The sequence below is a fragment of the Ensifer sp. Root558 genome, assembly GCF_001427045.1.
Taxonomy (GTDB): domain Bacteria; phylum Pseudomonadota; class Alphaproteobacteria; order Rhizobiales; family Rhizobiaceae; genus Ensifer; species Ensifer adhaerens.
In genome coordinates this window covers 26,835-47,475 of record NZ_LMGC01000035.1, presented here as the reverse complement: position 1 = coordinate 47,475, position 20,641 = coordinate 26,835, and the positions used below count along the sequence as shown (strand labels likewise).

General features: G+C 61.4%; 21 protein-coding genes, 2 tRNA genes and 1 pseudogene. 14 read left to right on the top strand and 10 right to left on the bottom strand.

Annotated features, from left to right (window positions below):
- Positions 1 to 83: 83 nt before the first annotated feature.
- Together ASD63_RS26560 and ASD63_RS26555 are read right to left on the bottom strand one after the other, a co-directional pair.
- Entirely contained in the window at positions 84 to 512 is a 429-nt protein-coding gene (locus ASD63_RS26560; protein WP_034795965.1) for a CBS domain-containing protein, read from the bottom strand.
- A 261-nt stretch (positions 513 to 773) separates the two neighbouring features.
- Complete coding sequence (locus ASD63_RS26555) at positions 774 to 1,505, bottom strand: rhomboid family intramembrane serine protease (RefSeq protein ID WP_060530019.1); 732 nt, start codon at positions 1,503 to 1,505, stop codon at positions 774 to 776.
- A gap of 355 nt (positions 1,506 to 1,860) precedes the next feature.
- Between ASD63_RS26555 and ASD63_RS26550 the strand changes: the two genes are divergently transcribed.
- The 6 genes from ASD63_RS26550 (at position 1,861) to ASD63_RS26525 (ending at position 7,605) form a co-directional block, all read left to right on the top strand.
- The gene (locus ASD63_RS26550; protein ID WP_234798738.1) at positions 1,861 to 2,502 is read left to right on the top strand and encodes a PAS domain-containing protein; all 642 of its coding nucleotides are present in this window, start codon (positions 1,861 to 1,863) and stop codon (positions 2,500 to 2,502) included.
- A gap of 109 nt (positions 2,503 to 2,611) precedes the next feature.
- Positions 2,612 to 3,220, top strand: a complete 609-nt coding sequence (locus tag ASD63_RS26545) for a PilZ domain-containing protein (RefSeq protein WP_034795971.1) — start codon at positions 2,612 to 2,614, stop codon at positions 3,218 to 3,220.
- Between the two features lie 695 nt (positions 3,221 to 3,915).
- Entirely contained in the window at positions 3,916 to 4,524 is a 609-nt protein-coding gene (locus tag ASD63_RS26540) for a transglutaminase-like cysteine peptidase (RefSeq protein ID WP_034795974.1), read from the top strand.
- A 286-nt stretch (positions 4,525 to 4,810) separates the two neighbouring features.
- Entirely contained in the window at positions 4,811 to 5,545 is a 735-nt protein-coding gene (locus tag ASD63_RS26535) for a hypothetical protein (protein ID WP_034795976.1), read from the top strand.
- Between the two features lie 181 nt (positions 5,546 to 5,726).
- Complete coding sequence (locus ASD63_RS26530; RefSeq protein WP_034795980.1) at positions 5,727 to 7,259, top strand: SPOR domain-containing protein; 1,533 nt, start codon at positions 5,727 to 5,729, stop codon at positions 7,257 to 7,259.
- Positions 7,260 to 7,335: 76 nt separating this feature from the next.
- The gene (locus tag ASD63_RS26525) at positions 7,336 to 7,605 is read left to right on the top strand and encodes a hypothetical protein (RefSeq protein ID WP_060530018.1); all 270 of its coding nucleotides are present in this window, start codon (positions 7,336 to 7,338) and stop codon (positions 7,603 to 7,605) included.
- 181 nt (positions 7,606 to 7,786) lie between these two features.
- Here ASD63_RS26525 and ASD63_RS26520 read toward each other — a convergent pair whose 3' ends face one another.
- Both ASD63_RS26520 and ASD63_RS26515 read right to left on the bottom strand, forming a co-directional pair.
- Positions 7,787 to 8,224, bottom strand: a complete 438-nt coding sequence (locus ASD63_RS26520; RefSeq protein WP_034795986.1) for a DUF1489 family protein — start codon at positions 8,222 to 8,224, stop codon at positions 7,787 to 7,789.
- A gap of 120 nt (positions 8,225 to 8,344) precedes the next feature.
- Positions 8,345 to 9,745 carry an L-serine ammonia-lyase gene (locus tag ASD63_RS26515; protein WP_034795990.1) on the bottom strand — a complete coding sequence of 467 codons (1,401 nt, stop codon included), beginning with the start codon at positions 9,743 to 9,745 and terminating at the stop codon, positions 8,345 to 8,347.
- A gap of 746 nt (positions 9,746 to 10,491) precedes the next feature.
- On the opposite strand from ASD63_RS26515, the gene ASD63_RS26510 reads away from it, so the two are divergent.
- The 3 genes from ASD63_RS26510 to ASD63_RS26500 all read left to right on the top strand — a co-directional run bounded on the left by ASD63_RS26510 (position 10,492) and on the right by ASD63_RS26500 (position 12,799).
- Entirely contained in the window at positions 10,492 to 11,184 is a 693-nt protein-coding gene (locus ASD63_RS26510; protein ID WP_034795992.1) for a DUF599 domain-containing protein, read from the top strand.
- Between the two features lie 235 nt (positions 11,185 to 11,419).
- Positions 11,420 to 12,322 carry a DUF1624 domain-containing protein gene (locus ASD63_RS26505; RefSeq protein WP_234798753.1) on the top strand — a complete coding sequence of 301 codons (903 nt, stop codon included), beginning with the start codon at positions 11,420 to 11,422 and terminating at the stop codon, positions 12,320 to 12,322.
- Positions 12,323 to 12,325: 3 nt separating this feature from the next.
- The gene (locus tag ASD63_RS26500; RefSeq protein WP_034796004.1) at positions 12,326 to 12,799 is read left to right on the top strand and encodes an isoprenylcysteine carboxylmethyltransferase family protein; all 474 of its coding nucleotides are present in this window, start codon (positions 12,326 to 12,328) and stop codon (positions 12,797 to 12,799) included.
- Positions 12,800 to 12,879: 80 nt separating this feature from the next.
- On the opposite strand, the gene ASD63_RS26495 is transcribed toward ASD63_RS26500, so the two are convergent.
- Complete coding sequence (locus tag ASD63_RS26495; RefSeq protein ID WP_034796007.1) at positions 12,880 to 13,293, bottom strand: MerR family DNA-binding transcriptional regulator; 414 nt, start codon at positions 13,291 to 13,293, stop codon at positions 12,880 to 12,882.
- A gap of 44 nt (positions 13,294 to 13,337) precedes the next feature.
- On the bottom strand, positions 13,338 to 14,759 hold the full coding sequence (mgtE, locus tag ASD63_RS26490) for a magnesium transporter (protein ID WP_034796009.1): 1,422 nt from the start codon (positions 14,757 to 14,759) through the stop codon (positions 13,338 to 13,340).
- A 322-nt stretch (positions 14,760 to 15,081) separates the two neighbouring features.
- On the opposite strand from mgtE, the gene ASD63_RS26485 reads away from it, so the two are divergent.
- Positions 15,082 to 15,591, top strand: a complete 510-nt coding sequence (locus ASD63_RS26485; RefSeq protein WP_034796011.1) for a peptide deformylase — start codon at positions 15,082 to 15,084, stop codon at positions 15,589 to 15,591.
- A 52-nt stretch (positions 15,592 to 15,643) separates the two neighbouring features.
- Positions 15,644 to 15,913 carry a hypothetical protein gene (locus ASD63_RS26480; protein WP_034796014.1) on the top strand — a complete coding sequence of 90 codons (270 nt, stop codon included), beginning with the start codon at positions 15,644 to 15,646 and terminating at the stop codon, positions 15,911 to 15,913.
- A gap of 47 nt (positions 15,914 to 15,960) precedes the next feature.
- Here ASD63_RS26480 and ASD63_RS26475 read toward each other — a convergent pair whose 3' ends face one another.
- The 3 genes from ASD63_RS26475 to ASD63_RS26465 form a co-directional block, all read right to left on the bottom strand.
- The gene (locus ASD63_RS26475) at positions 15,961 to 17,145 is read right to left on the bottom strand and encodes a serine hydrolase domain-containing protein (protein ID WP_034796015.1); all 1,185 of its coding nucleotides are present in this window, start codon (positions 17,143 to 17,145) and stop codon (positions 15,961 to 15,963) included.
- 242 nt (positions 17,146 to 17,387) lie between these two features.
- Positions 17,388 to 17,472, bottom strand: a tRNA-Leu gene (locus ASD63_RS26470).
- A 376-nt stretch (positions 17,473 to 17,848) separates the two neighbouring features.
- A tRNA-Leu gene (locus ASD63_RS26465) sits at positions 17,849 to 17,933 on the bottom strand.
- Positions 17,934 to 18,104: 171 nt separating this feature from the next.
- Between ASD63_RS26465 and lipB the strand changes: the two genes are divergently transcribed.
- A complete protein-coding gene (gene lipB, locus ASD63_RS26460) occupies positions 18,105 to 18,824 on the top strand; it encodes a lipoyl(octanoyl) transferase LipB (protein ID WP_034804378.1) in 720 nt (239 codons plus the stop codon).
- Positions 18,825 to 18,830: 6 nt separating this feature from the next.
- Here the strand turns inward: lipB and ASD63_RS26455 are convergent, their stop codons facing one another.
- On the bottom strand, positions 18,831 to 19,769 hold the full coding sequence (locus tag ASD63_RS26455) for a DMT family transporter (RefSeq protein WP_234798737.1): 939 nt from the start codon (positions 19,767 to 19,769) through the stop codon (positions 18,831 to 18,833).
- Positions 19,770 to 20,015: 246 nt separating this feature from the next.
- On the opposite strand from ASD63_RS26455, the gene ASD63_RS26450 reads away from it, so the two are divergent.
- Both ASD63_RS26450 and ASD63_RS36360 read left to right on the top strand, forming a co-directional pair.
- Complete coding sequence (locus ASD63_RS26450) at positions 20,016 to 20,411, top strand: helix-turn-helix transcriptional regulator (protein WP_034804375.1); 396 nt, start codon at positions 20,016 to 20,018, stop codon at positions 20,409 to 20,411.
- 69 nt (positions 20,412 to 20,480) lie between these two features.
- Positions 20,481 to 20,558: pseudogene (locus ASD63_RS36360) on the top strand (GNAT family N-acetyltransferase); the annotation flags it as partial.
- Between the last annotated feature and the right edge of the window lie 83 nt (positions 20,559 to 20,641).

Here is a 20,641-nt window from a genome sequence, read left to right as displayed (position 1 = left end):
TCGCCCAGGGTGCATCCTGAACACACGGGTGCTTCGCGGCTCCCAGGGGGATTAAGAGGGCGGCGCAATGCCGCCCTTTTCTCTCAGCCGGCGATATAGGCCTTGATCTGTTCGGTCTCGTGCTCGATGGCGCGGATGTGATGCTTGATCACGTCACCGATCGAGACGATGCCGGCAAGCTGGCCGTTCCTTTCGACCGGCAGGTGACGGGCCCTGAGCTTGCTCATCATTTCCATCAGGGTCTGAACCGACATGTCCTCGGTGCAGCAATAGACATTCTGCCACATGACCGCTGCCACCGGCCTTTCGAGACAGGTCGAACCCTGCTTGGCAATCGCTGCGACGATGTCGCGCTCGGTGAGGATGCCTGCGATCTGATCGTCCGCGTCGAGGATGACGACCGCACCGATATGATTGTCACGCAAGAGGATGGCAGCCTGTTGGACTGTCATCTGAGGGCCGACCGTTACGACATTCCGGCCCTTTTCATCGAGTATGGCTTTTACTGACATGCGCACATCTCCCGTTGCGACAACACCGGGTCGGCAGGGATAGGTCCAGCCATCTCACGTGCGGTACGGTCGGGCGATGGAACCTGTACCCTGGCCGCTTGCGAAAGCCGTCTCGCGTGCTCCTCAGACGCGGATGGCATTCGATACCCGGCCTACACGGGTCGCCCAGTCTTTCGATCACGGGCGACCGTAACAAATGGTGCGCCAGCGCCTTGGGGAAATCAAGCGCTCACAAGCGCCGTCCGCCGATCTTTCGCTCCGTCAGTCACGCGGATCGAAAAGGCTGAAGAGCAGAAAGCCGAAGAGGAAGCCGCCGATATGCGCTTCCCAGGCGACGCTGCCCGCTCCGCCGGGGGTAAACATGCCAAGGCCGATTAGGAAATTGGTCAGGAACCAGATAGCGGCGAAGACCACAACCGAGCGGTTGGCCAGAGCCTCACCGACGTCGAGCCGGCGATTGAGATGGGCAAACTGCCGGCTGATGCGTCCGCTCGGCGAAAAGACGAAGCGCGCGGCAGCCCCCATGAATCCGGACACCACGCCGGAAGCGCCGACGACGACGATCATTTCCCCCCAGTGAAACGCCGTATGCAGCGCGACTGCGGCCGCCGCCGACAGGCACCAGAACACGGCGAGACGCCCCATGCCGATCCGCCGCACGACCGGCGCACCGAAGGCCACCATCCAGAAGATGTTGAAGATCAGATGCTCCCAGCTTCCATGCAGGAAGGAATAGGTGACGGGGCTCCACAGCCAGGCAAGCCCCTGCTCGGCCAATGGGTGATCGTAGCGGGCCGGGAGAAAGGCGAAGTTGAAGATGATCTCCTGATCGATCGCCGGCGGCAGCACGTAGGTTCGCAGAACATGGATTGCGATCAGAAACAGCAGGATGAAGGTCAGCCCCGCCGGCAGATTGAAGGCCGGCTCGCGCGCCGGGTTCGCGGCGCTGTCGCGCTCTGCTTCCGGTGGCGTCGCCGTCTGATCTCGTTCCATGGTTGCTGTGTTCTCCTCTCAATGCGGCCCACACATTCCTGTGCGATCGCGGCAATGGCATGGCATCACCGGAATTAGGACTGGAGTTGGGGCGACCAGCCATAAGCAAACAAAAAAAGACCGTCCAGCAAAAACTGAACGGTCGCCAAGCTCAGATCCGAGCTCCAGTTCAAGTGCCGAAGACAACGCTTCGTAAAGTGATGTCCTCCCCTGCCAGTTGCGGCGGCGCACTGCAACGGAAACCGTTTGTTAACCTTAATTTCCGGCTGGCACGGTTTTCGCTCCTTAATCCTCAGAACCGAAATGCATGGCCGAAGATGTCTCGAACCGGGACACAACGGGCCGCAGGAATGGAATGAAAGAAGCGATGCGCAGCAATACGACGACGGAGCTTTTCCGATACTGGAACACCATTCGCGGGAAGCGCGAGCTTCCGCGCCGCGACGAGCTTGAACCTTCCGACATCAGAACGCTGCTGCCGAACCTGTTCATTCTCGAGCGCGACCGCAATGCCGGCATCTCGTTTCGCCTAGCGGGAACCCAGGTGTGCGCCCTCTTCGGGCAGGAGCTGCGCGGGCGGCAATTCGGCATGCTCTGGCTCGGCAGCCAGGCGGCGAAAACGCAGCGCATCACCGGCCAGGTCATGACGCACCGTGTGCCGCTCGTGCTTTCGGCCAAGGGCCGTACCGCCGACGCGCGGGAAGTCGATATCGAAACCCTGCTTTTGCCGCTTGCCTCCAGCGAAGGCGAAAGTGACCGGGTCCTTGGCGCCCTCTCACCTCTTTCCCGCCCGTATTGGTTGCATGCAACCTCAATCGAATGTCTCGATGCGACGGGCATGAAGGTTCTTGACCCTGATCGGACCGCTGTTTTTCGCGACGAGGAAACCGAACGACAGAGCGATGCCTTTGCGAAATCGCCTGCCGCCGGCGCATTTTCGCGCGAATTCCGCCAGTTCGGGCATCTCCGCATCCTCGAGGGCGGGCGCCGCGATTGATCGCGCCGACTGTCCCGAGATGATGTCAGGGACCAACCGGAGGACGAACCTTCTATTAACTTGAAAAGGCTAAGCTCCGCCAGCCAAGCTATGTCGCCACAGAGTCAACATGTTCTCGTTTCAGCACGCACAGAATACCGCTCCGAAACCGCACCACGAAGGTGCGTTCCAGCGCGTTTCCGTGAATCTGGCGGGGCGGCTGATGCTTGCCAATCGTGACGAGTTCGAGTGCACCGCCATCGACATGTCGCCCGGCGACGTCCTGCTTTCCTCGCCGGCCCAGCCGCGCGCGGGCGAACGCATCATCGCCTATGTCGATCACGTCGGTCGCCTCGAAGGCACGGTGTCTCGCATCGCCGATGGCGCTTTCGTCATCCAGCTCAACGCGACCGAGCGCAAGCGCGAGAAGCTCGCGGCCCAGCTCACCTGGATCGCCAACAAGCATGAGCTCGGCCTGCCCGAAGACCGCCGCCACGATCGCCTTGCGCCGCGCAAAACGGTAACCGAATTGACGCTCGACACCGGCGAGAAGTTCCCGTGCCGCATCATCGACCTTTCGCTGTCCGGTGCTGCCGTCGACATCGAGAACCGCCCGCCGATCGGAACCGCCATCCTCCTGGGAAATATGAAGGGCCGGATCGTCCGTCACTTCCAGGAAGGCTGCGCCATCGAGTTCTTGGGCATCCAGTCCCGTGAGGCACTGACCGAATTCCTCTAACGGCGCGCCTGCGCCGTCCTTCGGCTACCCGCCTTGCATTGAGCAACGCTCCTAGCCCCCATCTCCCGAACTGTCCTTCAGACATAAAACCGTCTTCGTGCTTCTTTTGTGCGGCAAAGAACCCCCGCTCCCACATCGCTCCGCTCGGCTACGCCCGAGAGAACGCGCTAAAGGCGTGCTCGCTTAGGCCCTACGTCCCCGAGCCCGAAGACACACGATGATCGGTGGCAACCGGAGCGGTTTTCGCGAGTAAGAAGCGCGCCGCATCCGCGCCTGGATCATTTCGAGACAAGTCCGGCGCCGCGATCAAAATGCTCTCGTCGTCCGCAAATATTTTTCCGGTGGAATTCAAGCGAAAACGCATATTTCAAGTCAAAACTCTCCCGAAGTGGCAAGTACAGACGCTGCAAAGATGCATCTCCTGCCGTGGCCGCGCCGCAGTTTTTGCACCGCCCAGTCGCTCGTTTCGCGCATACCCAAACAAATACAGCGGGTTAAATGCTTAACAAATTACACCTCCACGAGCGGGCGGAGCTAAAATCGATAAAATTTGATTCAAATTCGATTCAAATACAAATAAAATTCTATTCTTGTTTTATTCTTATACGACTTTCATTTGTACTTGTTTTTAGCTCGCAAGTTCGCGAGCGATAAAAACGTCTGTGCCATTGTCGAACCATAACGGGGAGACAATCATGCTCAAGACAATCACCAAGCTGATCGCGGTTGCGGTCCTTTTCACCGGCGGCCTTTTCGGCACGGCTCAGGCGCTTCCGGCCAACATGGTCGTGACCGGCTCCACCAACCCGCCGATCGGCCACTACGAGTTCTGCAAGATCTATGCGTCGGAGTGCACCTCCAACGGCAAGGACGGCGGCCCGATGGTGCTGACCCGCGAAGGCTGGCAGAAAATTCTCGAGATCAACTACGACGTGAACCAGGCGATCACTCCGATGACCGACATGGAAATCCATGGCGTCGAAGAGAAGTGGTCCTATCCGGAAACCGTCGGCGATTGTGAAGACTACGTTCTCCTGAAGCGCCGCAAGCTGATCGAAAACGGCTTCTCCGCATCCGACCTGCTGATCACCGTCGTGCTGCAGCCGAATGGCGACGGCCATGCCGTCCTCACCGTTCGTACCGACCGCGGCGACTTCATCCTCGACAACATGCGCAACAAGGTGCTGCTGTGGTCGGATACCGAATACACCTACCTCAAGCGCCAATCGACCGAGCATTCCGGCCGCTGGGTCAAGCTTCAGGACGGCCGCACCGTTGCCGTCGGTAGCGTTCGCACGCAGTAAGATCTGAAATACAGGCGAGCCGCCACCCGGCGGACGTCTCCCAACGGGCCTCGGTCAGTCCATTTTCCCCGTCCAGACCGAGCCTCGGCCGGTTCCGTGTCCCTCGGAACCGGCCATTTTTTTATGCGGCCTTGTCTCCCCGGACGCACGCGGGCATAGGGCATTCATCGAAAGTTAACCGTCTTCGACCAGCGTCGGGCAAGCGGCGTCCGCCACACTTCGGTCCGCCGCCAACCAGGGGCTCGACACTCGACTTGGGCGCGGCCAACGCGACGGGACGGCCACCATGAGCAACGCTCCAAACGGGATAGACGAACCGGAACTCCGGCCGCTGCTGTCGGCCCGCTTCATCTACCGGGTGACGGCGGTCGTTGTTGTGCTCGCAGCCCTGACGGCGGCAATCGCGTTCGCGGGAAGATGGTTCGGCGAAAACCTGGCGCTGGCCGGTCACACCGCCAGCAGAGAGCCCTACGATATCTTCATCGGACAGGATCATCTGCGGCTGCCGGCGAACATGATCCGCTTCGAGGCCCAACGCGCCACCTCGATCGTCGGGCGTGTCGATGTCTATCTGACATGGCCCAGCCTTGAAGGTTACAGCGACGAAAATCGCGACCTCTTCAACGACGTCGACGCGCCTGAAAATCTGATCTTCCTGCAGATTTCGCAAAGCACGATGTCCCGCGACATGTCGGGTCGGGTGGAGCCGATCTACAAGCAGGTTTTCGACGGCCCTCCATCCCGCGGGCCGAACGGACTGCTTTTACATGCGACCAAAGCTGCCTCCAGCTATGCAGGCGAAGTCTTTTATACTGCGGAGCGGACAGGCCAGGCGCCCTACGTGGTGCGCTGCCTGAAATCCGACGCGCAAACCATATCGACCAGCGCCGACTGCCAGCGCGACATTCATGCCGGCAAGGACCTCGTCGTCCTCTACCGCTTCGCCAATAAACTGTTGCCGCAATGGAAGGAAATCGACAACGCGATTACAGCTTTCATCAAAAGCCGAATCGTGCCCTGATTTCGTCCAACTGATGTGGTGCAGGCAGGCACCGCATCATTGCGCTACACCGGAATTGTCTTTGTACGAATGCGTCCGATTCCGGAAACCAATCATTCATCATAAACCGATTGGTAACGCTATGCCGATACTGTCTCGAGAACGGTCGTTCCCGGAGGCGGCGTCCGGACAACCCCATGACATGAGAATAAAGAGCAGCGTAGTGTCCCAAACCGGTTTTTTTGATCTCGCGAAGCGCCCGTTCGGCGCTCTTTCAAAGATGGTAAAGCGGGTCGTCCTGGCAGGCACCATTGCCTCGGTCGCCTTTGTGTTGCCCGGCTTTGCGGCGTCGACCTACGCCAATCCCAAATATTCGGGCATCGTCGTCGATGCCAAGACCGGCAAGATCCTCTATGGCGAGGATGCCGACGAACTGCGCTATCCGGCGTCTCTCACCAAGATGATGACGCTCTACCTCACCTTCGAGGCGCTCGAAGCCGGTCGGATCAGCAAGTCCACGCAGATTCCCTTCTCGAAAAATGCGTCCGCGGAACCTCCGTCTAAGCTCGGCGTGCGCGCCGGCCAGTCGATCACCGTCGAACAGGCGATCCTTTCGCTCGTTACACGGTCGGCCAACGATGCCTCCACGGCACTTGGCGAGTATCTCGGCGGCTCCGAGCAACGCTTCGCCCGCATGATGACGAACAAGGCGCGCGCGCTCGGCATGACGCGCACGACGTACCGCAACGCCAACGGCCTGCCCAATCCGGAACAGCGCACGACCGCACGCGACCAGGCCCGCCTCGGCCTCGCGCTTCGCCAGCATTTCCCGCAGTATTACGACTACTTCTCCACGCGCAGCTTTCGCTTCGGCAAGCAGACCATCGGCAACCACAACCGCCTGCTCGGCAATGTGCGCGGCGTCGACGGCATCAAGACCGGCTACACGCGCGCTTCCGGCTTCAACCTCGTGACCTCGGCCCAGCTCGACGGCCGCAGCATCGTCGCCGTCGTCATGGGCGGCACCTCGGGCGCCAGCCGCGATGCACAGATGCGCCGCCTGGTCGCGAAGTACATGCCGGACGCATCGCGTCGCGGCAACGGCAACCTGATTGCCGAGACCAAGCCGACCCCCGTTCCGGCCGAAGAGACCCAGGTTGCAGCCGCAGCGCCCGTTGCCGAGACGCCGGTCGTCGCAGCCGTCGCCGCTGGCCATGACCTGCCCAACACCGGTCCCGTTCCGGATTTCCGCTACAACGGCGAAAGCGCCAGCAGCGTGCAGATGGCCTATGCCGGCAACAAGCGTGCATCGGACAACCCTGTCCTTTCTCCGAAGATCGTTCCCAACACGCTCGACGCGCAGAGCCTGAAGCTTCGCCAGCCTGTGACCGCAGCGATGGTCGACACCCAGATCACCAATTCCGTGCCGAAGAAGGCAGAGGCTGTTGCCAAGGCAGAGCCTGCTGAAGTCGCAAAGGCCGAGCCGATGCCGGCGCAGCCGCAGGGCTGGGTGATCCAGATCGGTGCCACTCCGGACAAGGATCAGGCCATGACGCTGCTCGGCAACGCCAAGGACAAGGGCGGCAAGGCACTGCGCAACGCGCAGCCGTTCACCGTCGCCTTCGGCCAGGTCTACCGCGCCCGCTTCGGCGGCTTCGATGACCAGAATTCGGCAGTCAACGCCTGCAAGGCCTTGAAGAAGAAAGGCATCTCCTGCTGGGCCAGCCAGCAGTAACGACGAAATTTGGCGGCCGGATGTGTTTGTTTTCCGGCCGCCTTCCTCGGATTTGTACAGCGTAACGAGGTTAAACATGGCAATGAACGAGAACGTTCCGGGTGTCACCCCGCTGCCGGGGCGACGGGCTAAACCGTCGCGCATCAATCTGCACCCCCTGCACGAGGCGGCCATGCGCATCGCCGATCTCGGCCTCAATGGATCGAAGGCCAAGACACGCGATCTCGTCGGCATGCTTTTGACGCACGGAGCTCGAGCCTGGCGCTCGACCCAGCCGCGCGCCGGCATCCACCTTCACGTGACGGCGCCAAACCGGCGCCATCCGCTGAAGATGCGGATCACCTGAACATTCACAGTCCGGAAGGCGGCCACGGCCGCCTTTTTGCTTTCTGGCTGGATGATGGTGCGGCCTCGGCAGGGCCGTTTCGCGCGCGCAGAAGAGTGCGAAAGCAGGCGACACCTTCAAGGACGCGTTGGTTGCCGCTCGATTGCCAAGAGCTCAGCAAAATGCCCGCGGCATAGGACTTCTAGAGAAGCCCGAGTTCGGCCAGTTCGCGCCGCAGTTCGAGCGGCATCTCGGAGCCGCCGCCCGATAGCGACGCCAGGTCGCGCGGGGCGTCCTTGTCGGTCAGGTAACGCCATCCCTGAAACGCGCGACGCGGCTGCAGTTCGGTTTCGATCACTTCCGGACCCAGCAGCAGATTACAACGGCCGATACCTTCGCCGTCGGTAAAGGTCTCGATGCCGATGAGCGGCTGGCGCGCCTGCACGCTGCCCTTGATCACCCAGTAGAGCGAGCCGCCTTCCAGCAGTTCCTCCACGCGCTTGGGCACCATGCGCGTCGTGTGGAACGAGTGCGGCTCGAGGCCGGCGGCCATGGCCGCCATCGCCTTGCGCGAGACCCATTCGCGCAGGTCCTCGATCGATTCCGCTCCGACGCAAAGCTTTATGAGATGTAGAGACATGGCTTTTTTTGAACACCCGTCCGGCCGTTGCGGTCAAGCGGCCAGACGTCGTTCATCCACAATCACCGCAATACGTCCGGTCGATACACCGGCGTCTGGGCTTCGAGAGGCTTGCAAGCCTCAACATTCGACAACGTTGACCGCAAGACCGCCGGTCGATGTTTCCTTGTACTTCTCGTTCATGTCGACGCCCGTCTGCCGCATCGTCTCGATGCAGGCGTCGAGCGGCACGAAATGCTTGCCGTCACCTTTGAGCGCCAGAGAAGCGGCCGTCACCGCCTTGACCGCTCCAAGCGCATTGCGCTCGATGCAGGGCACCTGCACGAGGCCGGCCACAGGATCGCAGGTCATACCGAGGTGATGTTCGAGTGCAATCTCGGCCGCATTTTCGATCTGCTCGGGGGTACCGCCCATAACGGCAGCAAGGCCCGCCGCCGCCATCGCGGACGCCGAGCCGACTTCGCCCTGACAGCCGACCTCAGCGCCGGAAATCGAGGCGTTGTGCTTGATGATGCCGCCGATCGCGGCAGCCGTCAGCAGATAGTCGCGAATGCCTTCCTGGTCGGCGTCGTCATGGAAATGCATGTAATAGCGGATCGTCGCCGGCACCACGCCTGCGGCACCGTTGGTGGGCGAAGTGACGACGCGGCCGCCGGCGGCATTTTCCTCGTTGACCGCCATTGCGTAGACGCTCAGCCAATCGTTGGCGAGCAGCGGATTGGCCTTGTTGGAACGCCACTCTTCCTGCAGCTTGTCGTGGATCGAGCGGGCGCGGCGGCGAACCTTCAAGCCGCCGGGCATGATGCCGTCCTGGCTCAAGCCCCGGTCGATGCAATTGCTCATGGCGCCCCAGATGCGGTCGAGCCCGGCGTTCAGTTCGTCCGGCGACATCGTCGCCTCTTCGTTCGCCCGCTTCATCTGCGCAATCGTCAAGCCGGAGCGCGCCGACATGTCCAGCATTTCCTGGGCCGAGGAGAACGGGAACGGCACCTTGACGCCCGTCGCCTTGTTCTTCGAGGCGCGCATGGCCTCAAGTTCCGTGTCGGTCACGACGAAGCCACCGCCGATCGAATAGTAGATGCGCTTCAACAGCAGGCGGCCGTCGCGGTCGAAGGCAGAAAACGACATGCCGTTGGCATGGCCGGGCAACGGCACCTTCTTGTCGAAGACCAGATCGGTCTTCGGCTGGAATTCGTAGGACGGATGGCCCGGCGGTGTAATGCGGCCCGTGCGTTCGACCTCATCGATGAGGGCATCCATGCGATCCGGATCGACGAGATCCGGGCGTTCGCCAACGAGTCCGAGGATCACCGCCCTGCCCGTTCCGTGGCCGATGCCGGTGTGGGCGAGCGAACCGTGCAGGCTCACCTTGATTGCCGCAACGGAGGCATGGGACGGACGTGGCCAGTCGTCGGAAAGGATGAGATCGAGAAAGCGATTGGCGGCCGACATCGGCCCCATCGTATGCGAGCTCGAAGGCCCGATACCAATCTTGAACACGTCGAAGACGGAAAGAAACATAAGCTGCCTGCCCCGGAGACTGACCCGCGACGCACGGGCATGATCGCCCGGCACCGCATTAACGATTGCCTCGATACCACGCTTCGAAGTCTATGCGAACCGGCGTGATACCGTCTTATTTGCTGGTGGATTTTACGCCTTGATCGGTGCCGATTTAAGGAGATCCGCAAGCAGATATAGGAACGAAGCCTAAGCGATCCCATAGCAGGCCGTCAGGCGGTCAACCGACATTCGATCCCGTCCGTGCGACATTGACCTCCCGCAAGGGCTCCGGGTAGCGCCACTGGTTGCCTGGAATCAAAAACGGCGCGGCTTTTGGGAAGCCGCGCCGTCAATCAGTGGACTTTTCTAGATACTAGATATCAAAGGCCGCCGAAAAGATAAGCAAGAACAAGAACGCCAGCGAAACCAGCCACGGCGCGTGCAGTTACGCCCCAGCAAGACTTCTGAATTGTATTGTCCATGATGTCTCCGAAAACACTCTCAACGGCCGCGGGCAGCACCGTAGGCGCCCGCGTCTGGGGCCATGCATATTGAAGAAAGCGTAAATGCGCAATGGGGGAATGTGGCGGAAAGGTGTCAAGCCCGTGCGACCGAACACAGGATCCTGGTGAAAACCGCACAAATGGTCGGTACGGCCGGGAAGAAATTCCGCCGCAATTTCATCACAGTAGTTGACGCGTCGCGGATTCCGACACCGCCCCGGCCACCTTGCAATTTCCAAAAGCCATGCCAAAAACACGTGTATGACCTTCGAAGATTACATAGCGCTTGTCGTGTTTATCCTGCTTTGGGCGGGTTTCAGCTGGGCGACCGATGGCACGCGCGGCTTCAAACGCGTGAGTCTTACGCGCCTCATGAACGAGCATCGCGGCCGCTGGATCCGCAATTCGCTCAACCGCGACCTGAAGATGATCGATACGCAGATCATCGCGGGGCTCCAGGCCGGCACCGCTTTCTTCGCTTCAACGACCATCTTCGCGCTCGGCGGCTGCTTCGCACTGCTCGGCGCTACCGAACAGGCGCAGATGATCTTTGCCGACATGCCCTATGTCTTCCATGGCGGGCGCACGGCGTTCGAGCTGAAGGTCGGCGGCCTCACCTGCCTCTTCGGCTACTCCTTCTTCAAGTTCGGCTGGTCCTACCGGCTGTTCAACTATTGCTCGATCCTGATGGGTGGCATCCCGATGACCGCCGACATGCAGCGGGATCGACATGCGGCGGAGAAGGCGGCCGAACGGGCGATCCGCATGAACGTGCTTGCCGCCAAGCACTTCAACGCCGGTCTCCGGGCGATCTTTCTTTCGATCGGCTATCTCGGCTGGTTCATCAGCCCCTATGTGTTCGTGGCGCTCACCGTCTTCGTCATCTTCGTCTTGACCCGCAGACAGTTCTTCTCGGAGGCGCGTTCCGCGCTCCTCAAGGACGCAACACCCTGACAATCCGCGCAACCGGCGCGCCGGACGGCTGCGGATCGCAGCCGCGGCGTTCCATCAGCAATCAAGGACGCGTGCCTGGCGCAAGCCAGGCCTGCCACTCTTCCTCACGCCAACAGGATGGCGAATGCCCATGTCCGATATCCATGTGACCGCACCGGCAGCAGAGACCCCAGCGAAACCGACAGGCAGGCGGCTCGCCTTCATCGATGTCGCGCGCGGCGTGGCGCTGCTTGCCATGGCGACCTATCACTTCGTCTGGGACCTCGAGTTCTTCGGCTATGTCGCAGCAGGCACGGCCGGCACCGGCGGCTGGAAGATTTTTGCGCGGCTGATTGCCAGCAGCTTCCTGTTTCTTGCCGGCTACAGCCTCGTGCTCGGACAATGGCCGACGATCCGCATCAACGCGTTCCTGCGCCGTTTCGCCAAGATCGCCGGCGCCGCAGCGCTGATCACGATTGCCACCTATTTTGCCTTCCCGGACACCTTCATCTTCTTCGGCATCCTGCATGCGATCGCCGCGGCAAGCCTGATCGGCCTGATATTCCTCAGGCTTCCTGCCGTCGTTTCCTTCGCCGCAGCCGCCGCGGCCATCGCGGCACCCTTCTATCTGCGCTCGCCGATCTTCGATGCGCCCTGGCTCTGGTGGGTCGGTCTGTCCGAGACGCTGCCACGGTCCAACGACTACGTGCCGCTGTTGCCGTGGCTCGGGCCGTTTCTGCTCGGCCTTGGTGCCGCCAAGCTCTTCCACGCGCGGCTGGTATCCGCGCTTGCAAGCCGGCCCTCCACAGATGGCAAGGGGCGGCTGTGGATGACGCCCCTCGTCTTCGGCAGCCGTCACAGTCTGGCCATATACCTCATTCACCAGCCCGTGCTCATCGGACTGGTCTATCTCTTCTCGCTGATCTCTCCGCCGACACTGCCGGATCCCAAGGAAGCCTACCGCAGCAATTGCGTTGCGGCCTGCAACCAGGGAAATCCTGCCGTGCCGTGCGACAGCTTCTGCGGCTGTACCCTCGACCGTCTGGTGGAACAGAACCTGTTCGACAGCCTGAACAGGGGAGAGATCAACGTCAGCAGCGATGAACGCATTGCGCGAATCGCGCAGCAATGCACAATCAACGTGCAATCAGGGGACTAGGACATGAATGCCTATCGTGCCAAGCCGCTGAACTTCCCATGGCCGGCCCTTCTCTACGGGGTCGCCACTCTTGCGGCGCTTCTACTGGCGCGACATTTTCCCATTCCGGTGGCACATGGCCACGGCTGGTTTCCCTGGATCAGCGGCGGCGCCCTGATTATCGTCGCGATCTGGCTGGCCCTGTGGGCCGTCAAAACGCTGCTCGATCGGCATACGGCGGTCATGCCCTACCGATCAGCCACATGCCTGGTCACCTACGGTCCGTTCCGCTTCACGCGCAATCCGATCTATCTCGGCTACACCTTGATGATGATCGGCTTTGGGCTGGCGACGCTCAATCCGTGGTTCTTCATCATGGCGATTGCAGCCGTGATGCTGACCACACTCTTTGCCATCCGCAATGAAGAGCGGCACCTGCTGTCGCGCTTCGGTTTCGAATTCGAGCGCTACTGCCGGCATACCAGCCGTTGGATCTGAGCGCCGGCAGGGATACACGCAGCAAAAAGGGCAGCGCGAACGCTACCCTTCGAAAATTCCAGACATAAACCAGCGACCCTTCAGGTGCCGACGCCGATTTCGGCCAAACGCGTCAGGCACGCTTCCTCGACATTGTCGAGTTCCGCCAGCGTATCGTCGATGTCCTTGCGCTTCTGGCGCAGCTCTTCGCGCTTTTCCTCGACGCGCGACATCAGCAGCTGAAGCTGGCCGAGCTCGCCGGGAGGGTCCTTGTAGACCTGAATGATTTCACGGATCTCGGCGATGGTGAAGCCGATGCGGCGCCCTCGCAGAATCTCCTGAATGAGCCGCCGGTCGGCCGGCCGGAACAGGCGCGTGCGACCACGGCGCTCCGGATGGATGAGGCCCTCGTCCTCATAGAAACGCAGCGTTCGCGTGGAAATGCCGAATTCCCGCGTCAATTCGGTGATGCTATAGTATTTATCCACGCTGCCATTCCATGTGTTCCTGAGCATGCACTATCGTTGACCTTGACGTAAAAGTCAAACAACGCGCCACGTTACGTGACGTGGAACCACCAGGTGGCGATGCCGAGAAAGCTGAAGAAGCCGGTGATATCGGTAATGGCCGTCACGAAGACGGCGGAAGAGACCGCCGGGTCGGCGCCGAAGCGATCGAGGCAGAGCGGCACGAGGATGCCGCCAAGGGCCGCAGCCATCATGTTGATCAGCATCGCAGTTGCGATGATGCCGCCGATGTTCAGGTCCTGAAACCAGAGACCGGCAAGAAGCCCGATCAGCGTGCCGAAGATCATGCCGTTGAGCAGCCCAACGCCGGCTTCACGCCGGATGATGCGCGGCGCGTTGTGAATGTCGAGACCCCGTGTTGCGAGCGCGCGCACGGTAACGGTCATCGTCTGCGAACCGGCATTGCCGCCCATGCCCGCAACGATCGGCATCAGGATGGCGAGAGCCACGATCTGCTGGATCGTCGCGTCGAAGAGGCCGATGACCGAAGCGGAGATGCAGGCGGTCATCGAATTGATGAACAGCCAGGGCACGCGCGAGCGCGATGCCTCCCCGACGGAGTCCGAAAGCTCTTCGTCGCCGACGCCGCTCAGGCGCAGCAAGTCTTCCTCGGCCTCTTCCTGAATGACGTCGACGACGTCATCGATGGTGAGCACGCCAACAAGCCTGCCATTGTCATCGACGACGGCCGCAGAAAGAAGGTCGTATTGCTCGAATAGCTGGGCCGCCTCTTCCTGGTCCATCTCGGCCGGAATGGCATGGCTGGTGTCGTGCATGATCGCATCGACCTTGACCGAACGCTTGGTTCGGAGGATGCGGTCGAGGTCAATGGCGCCGAGCAGCTTGAAGGTCGGGTCGATCACGAAGATCTGCGTGAAACTCTCCGGCAGGTCCTCGTCTTCGCGCATGTAGTCGATCGTCTGGCCGACAGTCCAGAATGGCGGCACCGCCACGAACTCGGTCTGCATGCGCCGGCCGGCCGTGCTTTCGGGGTAATCCAGCGAGCGTCGCAGGCGAACCCGTTCGGTAAACGGCAGCTTCGCCAGGATCTCGTCCTGGTCTTCCTGGTCCAGGTCTTCCAGAATGTAGACCGCATCGTCCGAATCCATCTCGCCGATGGCCTCGGCGATCTGTTCGTTCGGCATGTGCTCGACGATATCGAGACGGATCGCTTCGTCGACCTCCGTCAGTGCCGAAAGGTCGAATTCCTTGCCGAGCAGCGAAACCAGCGCCAGGCGCTGATCGGGCTGGATCGCCTCGAGCAGGTCACCCATTTCCGACGAGTGCAGGTGGGCAACGTGCTGGCGCAGATAGATCGTATCGCGGTCGGCGATTGCCGCGCCGACATGCATGAGAAAATCAGAGCGGATAGAACCGTCGTCGGCATAAATGTCCGAGCCGTCAAAGGCCTTGACGTCTTCTGAGCCGCGGTCTTCGTCGCCAGTATTGCTCATGCGCGCCCTCGAAACGATTTGCTGCTTCCCGGCCGTCCGCCTCGCGAGCCGGAAAGAATGCGTCCACTGACGTTTGCCTCGCCCTCATCCGCCGCCATGGGCGGGAATTCTGGCCTTACAGCCTGCTAGCGCAAAGCCCTGCCGAGGTCCACAGCACAGATACCACCGGGCGCGCCGCAACAACAGATTTATTCAAGCTGTTGCAAATACATGAAAAACCGGCTGCTTCTCGACACAGTCGACATCGACCGCGCGATCGGCTAGCACTTCAGTCGAGATATCGGAGGCGCAACACCCATTTGGCGCCGCCAAGGAAGATCTGATGGCCATTCGCCCCATTGTCCGCTTTCCCAACCCGCTGCTGACGCGGAAGGCGGAGACGATCACCCGCTTCGACGCGGCATTAGAGGCGCTGGCCGCGGACCTTCTCGACACGATGCGGGACGCCCCCGGCGTCGGCATCACCGCGCCGCATATCGGCATCCTGGAGCGCGTGACGGTGATCGAGTTCGATCGCGAAAGCGGCGCCAGGACCTTCGTCAATCCGGAGGTCATCTGGTGTAGCGACGAGAAGGCGACCCATACGGAAGGCAGCGTCTCGATGCCGGGCATCCTTGAAGAGGTCGAACGCCCCCGCGCCGTTCGCGTCCGCTACCAGACGCTTGGCGGCGAGACGATCGACGAGGAAGCCGACGGCTTCATGGCCACCTGCCTGCAGCACGAAATCGACCAGCTCGACGGCATCTTCTGGACACAACGGCTCTCGCGCCTGAAGCGCGATCGCGCCATCAAGAAGTTCGAAAAGCTGACCAGGGAGCAGGCGCGCGGCTAGCGCACCGATTCCCTGCTCGCAACATCACGTCATAGTCACCAAGGACCGAACCATGAAACCGACCTATCTCGCCCTCATCGGCCTCCTCGCGCTCGCCGGCTGCAACAGCGCCCAGCAAGATCTCGAGCCCCTGCCCCAGAGCCTGACCTATGGCGAGAACGCGGCCAGCAGGAAGACACAGGCCGCACCGGGCGCCATGATCCAGAACCGCTTCATGTATGAAGGCCAGATGGTCTACGAGACCTACGAGGTTCAGCCCGACCGCACCTACAAGCTCGTCCGCCGCCGCATGGACCAGAGCGGACCTGCCGGCAACAACTGACACGGATCAGGGCGGACGGGCGCAGCGACCTCTGTCGCCCGTCGCCGCTATGTATTTCGAGCCGCGTACACCGCCGTTTCGAAATCGAGATAGCTCCCGAACGAAGCGGGATCGGCAAAGGGCAGTATCTGTGTCGCCCACAGGCCACCGAGACCGTTTTGGCGATCTATCCAGTAGTAGAGGTTCGCAAGCCCCGCCCAGGCTAACGCACCGGCTGGCCGTCCCGTCGGTGCTGCTTCATCGTTGATCATGAAGCTTATCCCCCAGGACTTCGGCATGCCGGGGAAAAATTCGGCGTCGTGCGACAGGCTTCTTATTACCCCCGGGAGCCTCTTGATCTTCCTTTCTCCGAGGCCGTTCCTTGCCGCCATTTCGACCGTTTCCGTCTTCAGCACCCGACCGCCGGGTGACATCCCGTCGTTGAGCCACATGCGGATAAATTTGGCGTAGTCGACGGCCGTCGAATAGAGACCGTGCCCGCCCATCTGGACCTCCGGGTCCTGCGGGAGCCTGAAATCAGGCAACGGCGACAAACGTCCGGCATCGTCCCTTTGGTGCAAGGTAACCACGCGGGATGTCATGGATGCGGTCATTGCAAAGCCGGTGTCTTCCATGCCAAGCGGCTGGAGGATGCGTTCCGCCATCACAGCGCCAAGCCGCTTGCCGGTGATGCCCTCCACGACCTGCCCGGCCCAGTCCAGGCTGCTCCCATATTCCCAGTCGTCGCCCGGATCGAAGAGCAAAGGCGTCCGGATGGATGCATGGGAGGCGGTGATCACGCTCGGCTGTCCATGTTGCCGCGCCAACCGGGCATAGGTCTCGTTGAAAAAATCGTAGCCAAAACCGGCCGTGTGCAGGAGCAGCATGCGCGTGGTGATGTCTCGTTTGGGCGGGCGGAGTTTCGGATTCCCGGCGAGGTCAAAACCTTCGATCACCTGCAGCGTGCCGATTTCGGGCGCGTACTGCCTGGCGGGAGCGTCGAGATCGAGCTTGCCCTCCTCGACCAATTGCAGGCAGGCCGTCGCCGTGATCGCCTTCGTCATCGAGAAGATCGCAAAGACGCTGGCGATGGTCATATCCGTCGCGCCAGCCAAAGAGCGCTTTCCGGTGGCGCCCGCGTAAAAATTGCCGTGGCGATCCGTGGCGATTGCGACAACGCCTGGCACGCCATCGGCGGAAGCGACCGCGGCGTTTAGGATTGCATCGGCAGCAGTCTTGAGATCGCCGGACAAAGGAACCTCCCGCACAGCCAAGGCTTCGACACGCGTGGCGGTCGTGCCACCCTTCACGTTGAACCGCCGCACAAATCTTAACATCAAAGGGCGACCCAAGCCATTTTCTACCGGCCAACTCAGCGCGAAACGAGCGAGACTCGGATTGCCAGAAGGCATCACGATGCCGCCGATCAGGGCGCGCCAGAACGGGGAAGCTAAACATGGATTTGAAACAAAAAACCCGGCCGAAGCCGGGTATTTGGTGCGGTCGAGAAGACTCGAACTTCCACGGGTTGCCCCACAGCGACCTCAACGCTGCGCGTCTACCAATTCCGCCACGACCGCATCGTGGTAGGGCGTCGGCGCGGCTGCATGTAGCAAAAGCCCCTTGAGTGCACAAGGGATGGCTGTGGACAAATTAAACGATGGCGACGGACGGGAGGGCATTCACAGTGCGGCGCGAAAAGACGGCGTTCAGCGCGCGCATTTCAGACCAGCGAACGAACCTTCCCGACGCCTTTCGAGGCTCGCTCTCGCCACGACGGGATCGTCGGCAATTCGTTCGGCATTCGCGCGCAAGATCAGCGACGGCCGCCACCCCTATTCGAACGCATGATATGGACTGGAAGACAAAGGGATGCGCCGGTTGCGCCCGGGCAGAAGGCCTAATTGGATAACACCAGGATTAAAAACAAAAAACCCGGCCGAAGCCGGGTTTTTTTGGTGCGGTCGAGAAGACTCGAACTTCCACGGGTTGCCCCACAGCGACCTCAACGCTGCGCGTCTACCAATTCCGCCACGACCGCATCGTGGTAGGGCATGTAGCAAAAGCCCCTGGGGGGCACAAGGGGATCACGACAGAATTTTGACGGGAAATGAAACTATTTCAACAGCCCGCCCAAGGAGCCCCGGAAACGCTGGACTCTTGCCTCGCGCCATCCCATGTACAGGCTCTAAAAAACAGGAATGCCGAGCGAATGCAGCGTGAAAATCTGAGCCAGGACATGTTTGCCCCTCCGGAATCACCCCCGGTTCGCTGGCGGATTGCCTCCGAACTGGTCGATTATCCGCAGGCCGTCGAGCTGATGGAGCAGGAAGCCGCGGCGATTGCCGCCGGCACCGCAGATGAACTGGTCTGGCTCGTCGAGCATCCGCCGCTCTATACGGCCGGCACCAGTGCCGACGCCGCCGATCTCGTCATGCCCGACCGTTTTCCGGTCTTTGCCACCGGCCGCGGCGGCGAATACACCTATCACGGCCCGGGCCAGCGCGTCGTTTACGTCATGCTCGACCTCAAGCGCAGGAAGCAGGACGTACGCGCTTTCGTCGCGGCACTCGAAAGCGTCGTCATCTCCACGCTCGATTCGATGAACGTTCGGGGCGAGCGGCGTGAAGACCGGGTCGGTGTCTGGGTGCGGCGCCCGGAAAAGCCTGCCCTGCCCGACGGCTCCATGTCGGAAGACAAGGTCGCCGCGATCGGCATCCGCCTGCGCAAATGGGTGAGTTTCCATGGCTTTGCGCTCAACGTCGACCCGGATCTCGACCATTTCGGCGGCATCGTGCCCTGCGGCATTCGCGGTTATGGCGTCACCAGCCTCGTCGATCTCGGCCTGCCCGTAATGATGCCGGACGTGGACATCCGCTTGCGCGAGGCCTTCGAGACCGTGTTCGGTCCGACGCGGAACGACGCGCCGTAAGCCCGTTCAACTTGCCGTTCGACGTCCAGCCTGCCGCTCACGCCAGATGATGAAGAGGCCCGAGCCAACGATGATGGCGATACCAAGCCATTTGGAGAGCGACGGAAAGTCTCCGAAGATGAGATAACCGAGCGCCGTCGCCGTGACGATCTCGAAATAATGAAACGGCGCGAGCAGCGAGACGGGTGCCGCCCGGAACGCCTTGACCACCAGCAGATGGCCGTAGCCGGACAGCGCGCCAAGCACGATCACGAGCATCCAGCCAAGCGGCGACTTCGGCAGCGACGGCACGAAATCGGCGCTGCCCATGCCGTTGCCGATCAGGATCACCAGCGCCATCGTCAATGTGCCGCCGATGCCGGCTATTGTCTGCATCGTCAGCGGCGAGTCGCCGGTACCGACAGCACGGTTGAGGAGCAGGTAGCAGGCAAAGACGAAGGCGCAGGCAACCGGCAACAGCGCGGTCAGGCCGAAAGCGGCAAAGCTCGGCTGGATGACGATCATCGCTCCACCGAAACCGACGACAATGGCGAGCCAGCGCCGCCAGCCCACTCTTTCCTTGAGGAACACCGCCGAAAGACAGGTCAGGATGAAGGGCTCGACGAAATAGATGGCGAAGGTGTCGGCAAGCGGCATGTACTTCACCGATATGAAGAAGAACAAGGCCGCGGTCGCCAGCAGTACACCGCGCAGCAGATTGGCCCAGGGCCGCTTTGGCCTCAGCGCCCGCAGGCCACCGGCGCCAAGCAGCATCGGTAGCGTCGCTACCAGTTGGAAGAAGAAGCGGTAAAAGGTCACCTGCCCCGGCGACATGCCCTCATAGACGGCCATGTATTTCGCAATCACGTCCATACCCGGCAGGATGACCATGGCAAAGAGCATGATGGCGACGCCCTGCATCACCGTGTCGGCGGGTTCGGTGGTCGCAGTTCGGGCGTCTGTCATGGGGCAAGCTCCTGTGGCCGCCGCACATTAGAGCCTACGCGTTGGTTTTCAACGGCCGAGGATGCGACGGAGAAAGAACTATCCGCGCCCTAGCCGCAATTGACGGTGTTTTTGGCGCTTCGGGGTGGTCCCTCGCCGCCCAAATGCCTATAAGCTCAGGACAATCTTCCGCCCCGGATCCAAAGGTCGGCCGTCGGCCCCCATGGTTCGGGACCTTTGAACGTGACCGTGGCAAAGGAGATGTCCATGCGCTTGTCCACCGAAACGATGATTGCCCGCCTGCGCGACACCAGCGACGGTGATACGCTGGGAGGACGCATCTGGAGGGCGCGCGACGCCGCAAATCTCAGCGCCAAGGAACTGGCCGATCAACTCGGCGTGCGCACGGAGACGATCGCGGCCTGGGAACGGGATCGGGCCGAACCCCGCACAAACCGGCTGTTCATGCTTGCAGGCGTACTCGGCGTCACCCCGGCCTGGCTGATCGCCGGGCTCGGCCGCGCGCCGGATGCCGACGCAATCGACGAGAAGGACGGCCTGCGCGAGCAGCTCGCCCTCGTCAAGAAGCTGCACGAACAGACCGGCAAGGCGATTGCCGCTCTTGAGATGGAACTCAATCGCGTTCAACAGAACATTCGATAACCTATTGCGATTCCACTTAGGGCCGCCGTTCTGGCGGCCCGACGTCATTTCAGTCCAAGGAGAAAATAGATGGATGTACGCGCCGCCGTTGCCGTTCAGGCAGGCAAGCCGCTCGAGGTCATGACGGTTCAGCTCGAAGGCCCGCGGGCCGGCGAAGTGYTGATCGAGGTCAAGGCCACAGGCATCTGCCACACCGACGATTTCACCCTGTCCGGCGCCGATCCGGAAGG

What these genes read in the sequence shown, in the direction of transcription:
- ASD63_RS26505 (WP_234798753.1), top strand. Translation starts at nt 11,420, where the DNA reads ATGGCGACCTATCACTTCGTCTGGGACCTCGAGTTCTTCGGCTATGTC.
- mgtE (WP_034796009.1), bottom strand. Translation starts at nt 14,759, where the DNA reads ATGAGCAATACTGGCGACGAAGACCGCGGCTCAGAAGACGTCAAGGCC.
- ASD63_RS26500 (WP_034796004.1), top strand. Translation starts at nt 12,326, where the DNA reads ATGAATGCCTATCGTGCCAAGCCGCTGAACTTCCCATGGCCGGCCCTT.
- ASD63_RS26560 (WP_034795965.1), bottom strand. Translation starts at nt 512, where the DNA reads ATGTCAGTAAAAGCCATACTCGATGAAAAGGGCCGGAATGTCGTAACG.
- ASD63_RS26485 (WP_034796011.1), top strand. Translation starts at nt 15,082, where the DNA reads ATGGCCATTCGCCCCATTGTCCGCTTTCCCAACCCGCTGCTGACGCGG.
- ASD63_RS26510 (WP_034795992.1), top strand. Translation starts at nt 10,492, where the DNA reads ATGACCTTCGAAGATTACATAGCGCTTGTCGTGTTTATCCTGCTTTGG.
- ASD63_RS26545 (WP_034795971.1), top strand. Translation starts at nt 2,612, where the DNA reads ATGTTCTCGTTTCAGCACGCACAGAATACCGCTCCGAAACCGCACCAC.
- ASD63_RS26455 (WP_234798737.1), bottom strand. Translation starts at nt 19,769, where the DNA reads ATGACAGACGCCCGAACTGCGACCACCGAACCCGCCGACACGGTGATG.
- ASD63_RS26550 (WP_234798738.1), top strand. Translation starts at nt 1,861, where the DNA reads ATGAAAGAAGCGATGCGCAGCAATACGACGACGGAGCTTTTCCGATAC.
- ASD63_RS26530 (WP_034795980.1), top strand. Translation starts at nt 5,727, where the DNA reads ATGAGAATAAAGAGCAGCGTAGTGTCCCAAACCGGTTTTTTTGATCTC.
- ASD63_RS26515 (WP_034795990.1), bottom strand. Translation starts at nt 9,745, where the DNA reads ATGTTTCTTTCCGTCTTCGACGTGTTCAAGATTGGTATCGGGCCTTCG.
- lipB (WP_034804378.1), top strand. Translation starts at nt 18,105, where the DNA reads ATGCAGCGTGAAAATCTGAGCCAGGACATGTTTGCCCCTCCGGAATCA.
- ASD63_RS26535 (WP_034795976.1), top strand. Translation starts at nt 4,811, where the DNA reads ATGAGCAACGCTCCAAACGGGATAGACGAACCGGAACTCCGGCCGCTG.
- ASD63_RS26495 (WP_034796007.1), bottom strand. Translation starts at nt 13,293, where the DNA reads ATGCTCAGGAACACATGGAATGGCAGCGTGGATAAATACTATAGCATC.
- ASD63_RS26480 (WP_034796014.1), top strand. Translation starts at nt 15,644, where the DNA reads ATGAAACCGACCTATCTCGCCCTCATCGGCCTCCTCGCGCTCGCCGGC.
- ASD63_RS26450 (WP_034804375.1), top strand. Translation starts at nt 20,016, where the DNA reads ATGCGCTTGTCCACCGAAACGATGATTGCCCGCCTGCGCGACACCAGC.
- ASD63_RS26555 (WP_060530019.1), bottom strand. Translation starts at nt 1,505, where the DNA reads ATGGAACGAGATCAGACGGCGACGCCACCGGAAGCAGAGCGCGACAGC.
- ASD63_RS26520 (WP_034795986.1), bottom strand. Translation starts at nt 8,224, where the DNA reads ATGTCTCTACATCTCATAAAGCTTTGCGTCGGAGCGGAATCGATCGAG.
- ASD63_RS26540 (WP_034795974.1), top strand. Translation starts at nt 3,916, where the DNA reads ATGCTCAAGACAATCACCAAGCTGATCGCGGTTGCGGTCCTTTTCACC.
- ASD63_RS26525 (WP_060530018.1), top strand. Translation starts at nt 7,336, where the DNA reads ATGGCAATGAACGAGAACGTTCCGGGTGTCACCCCGCTGCCGGGGCGA.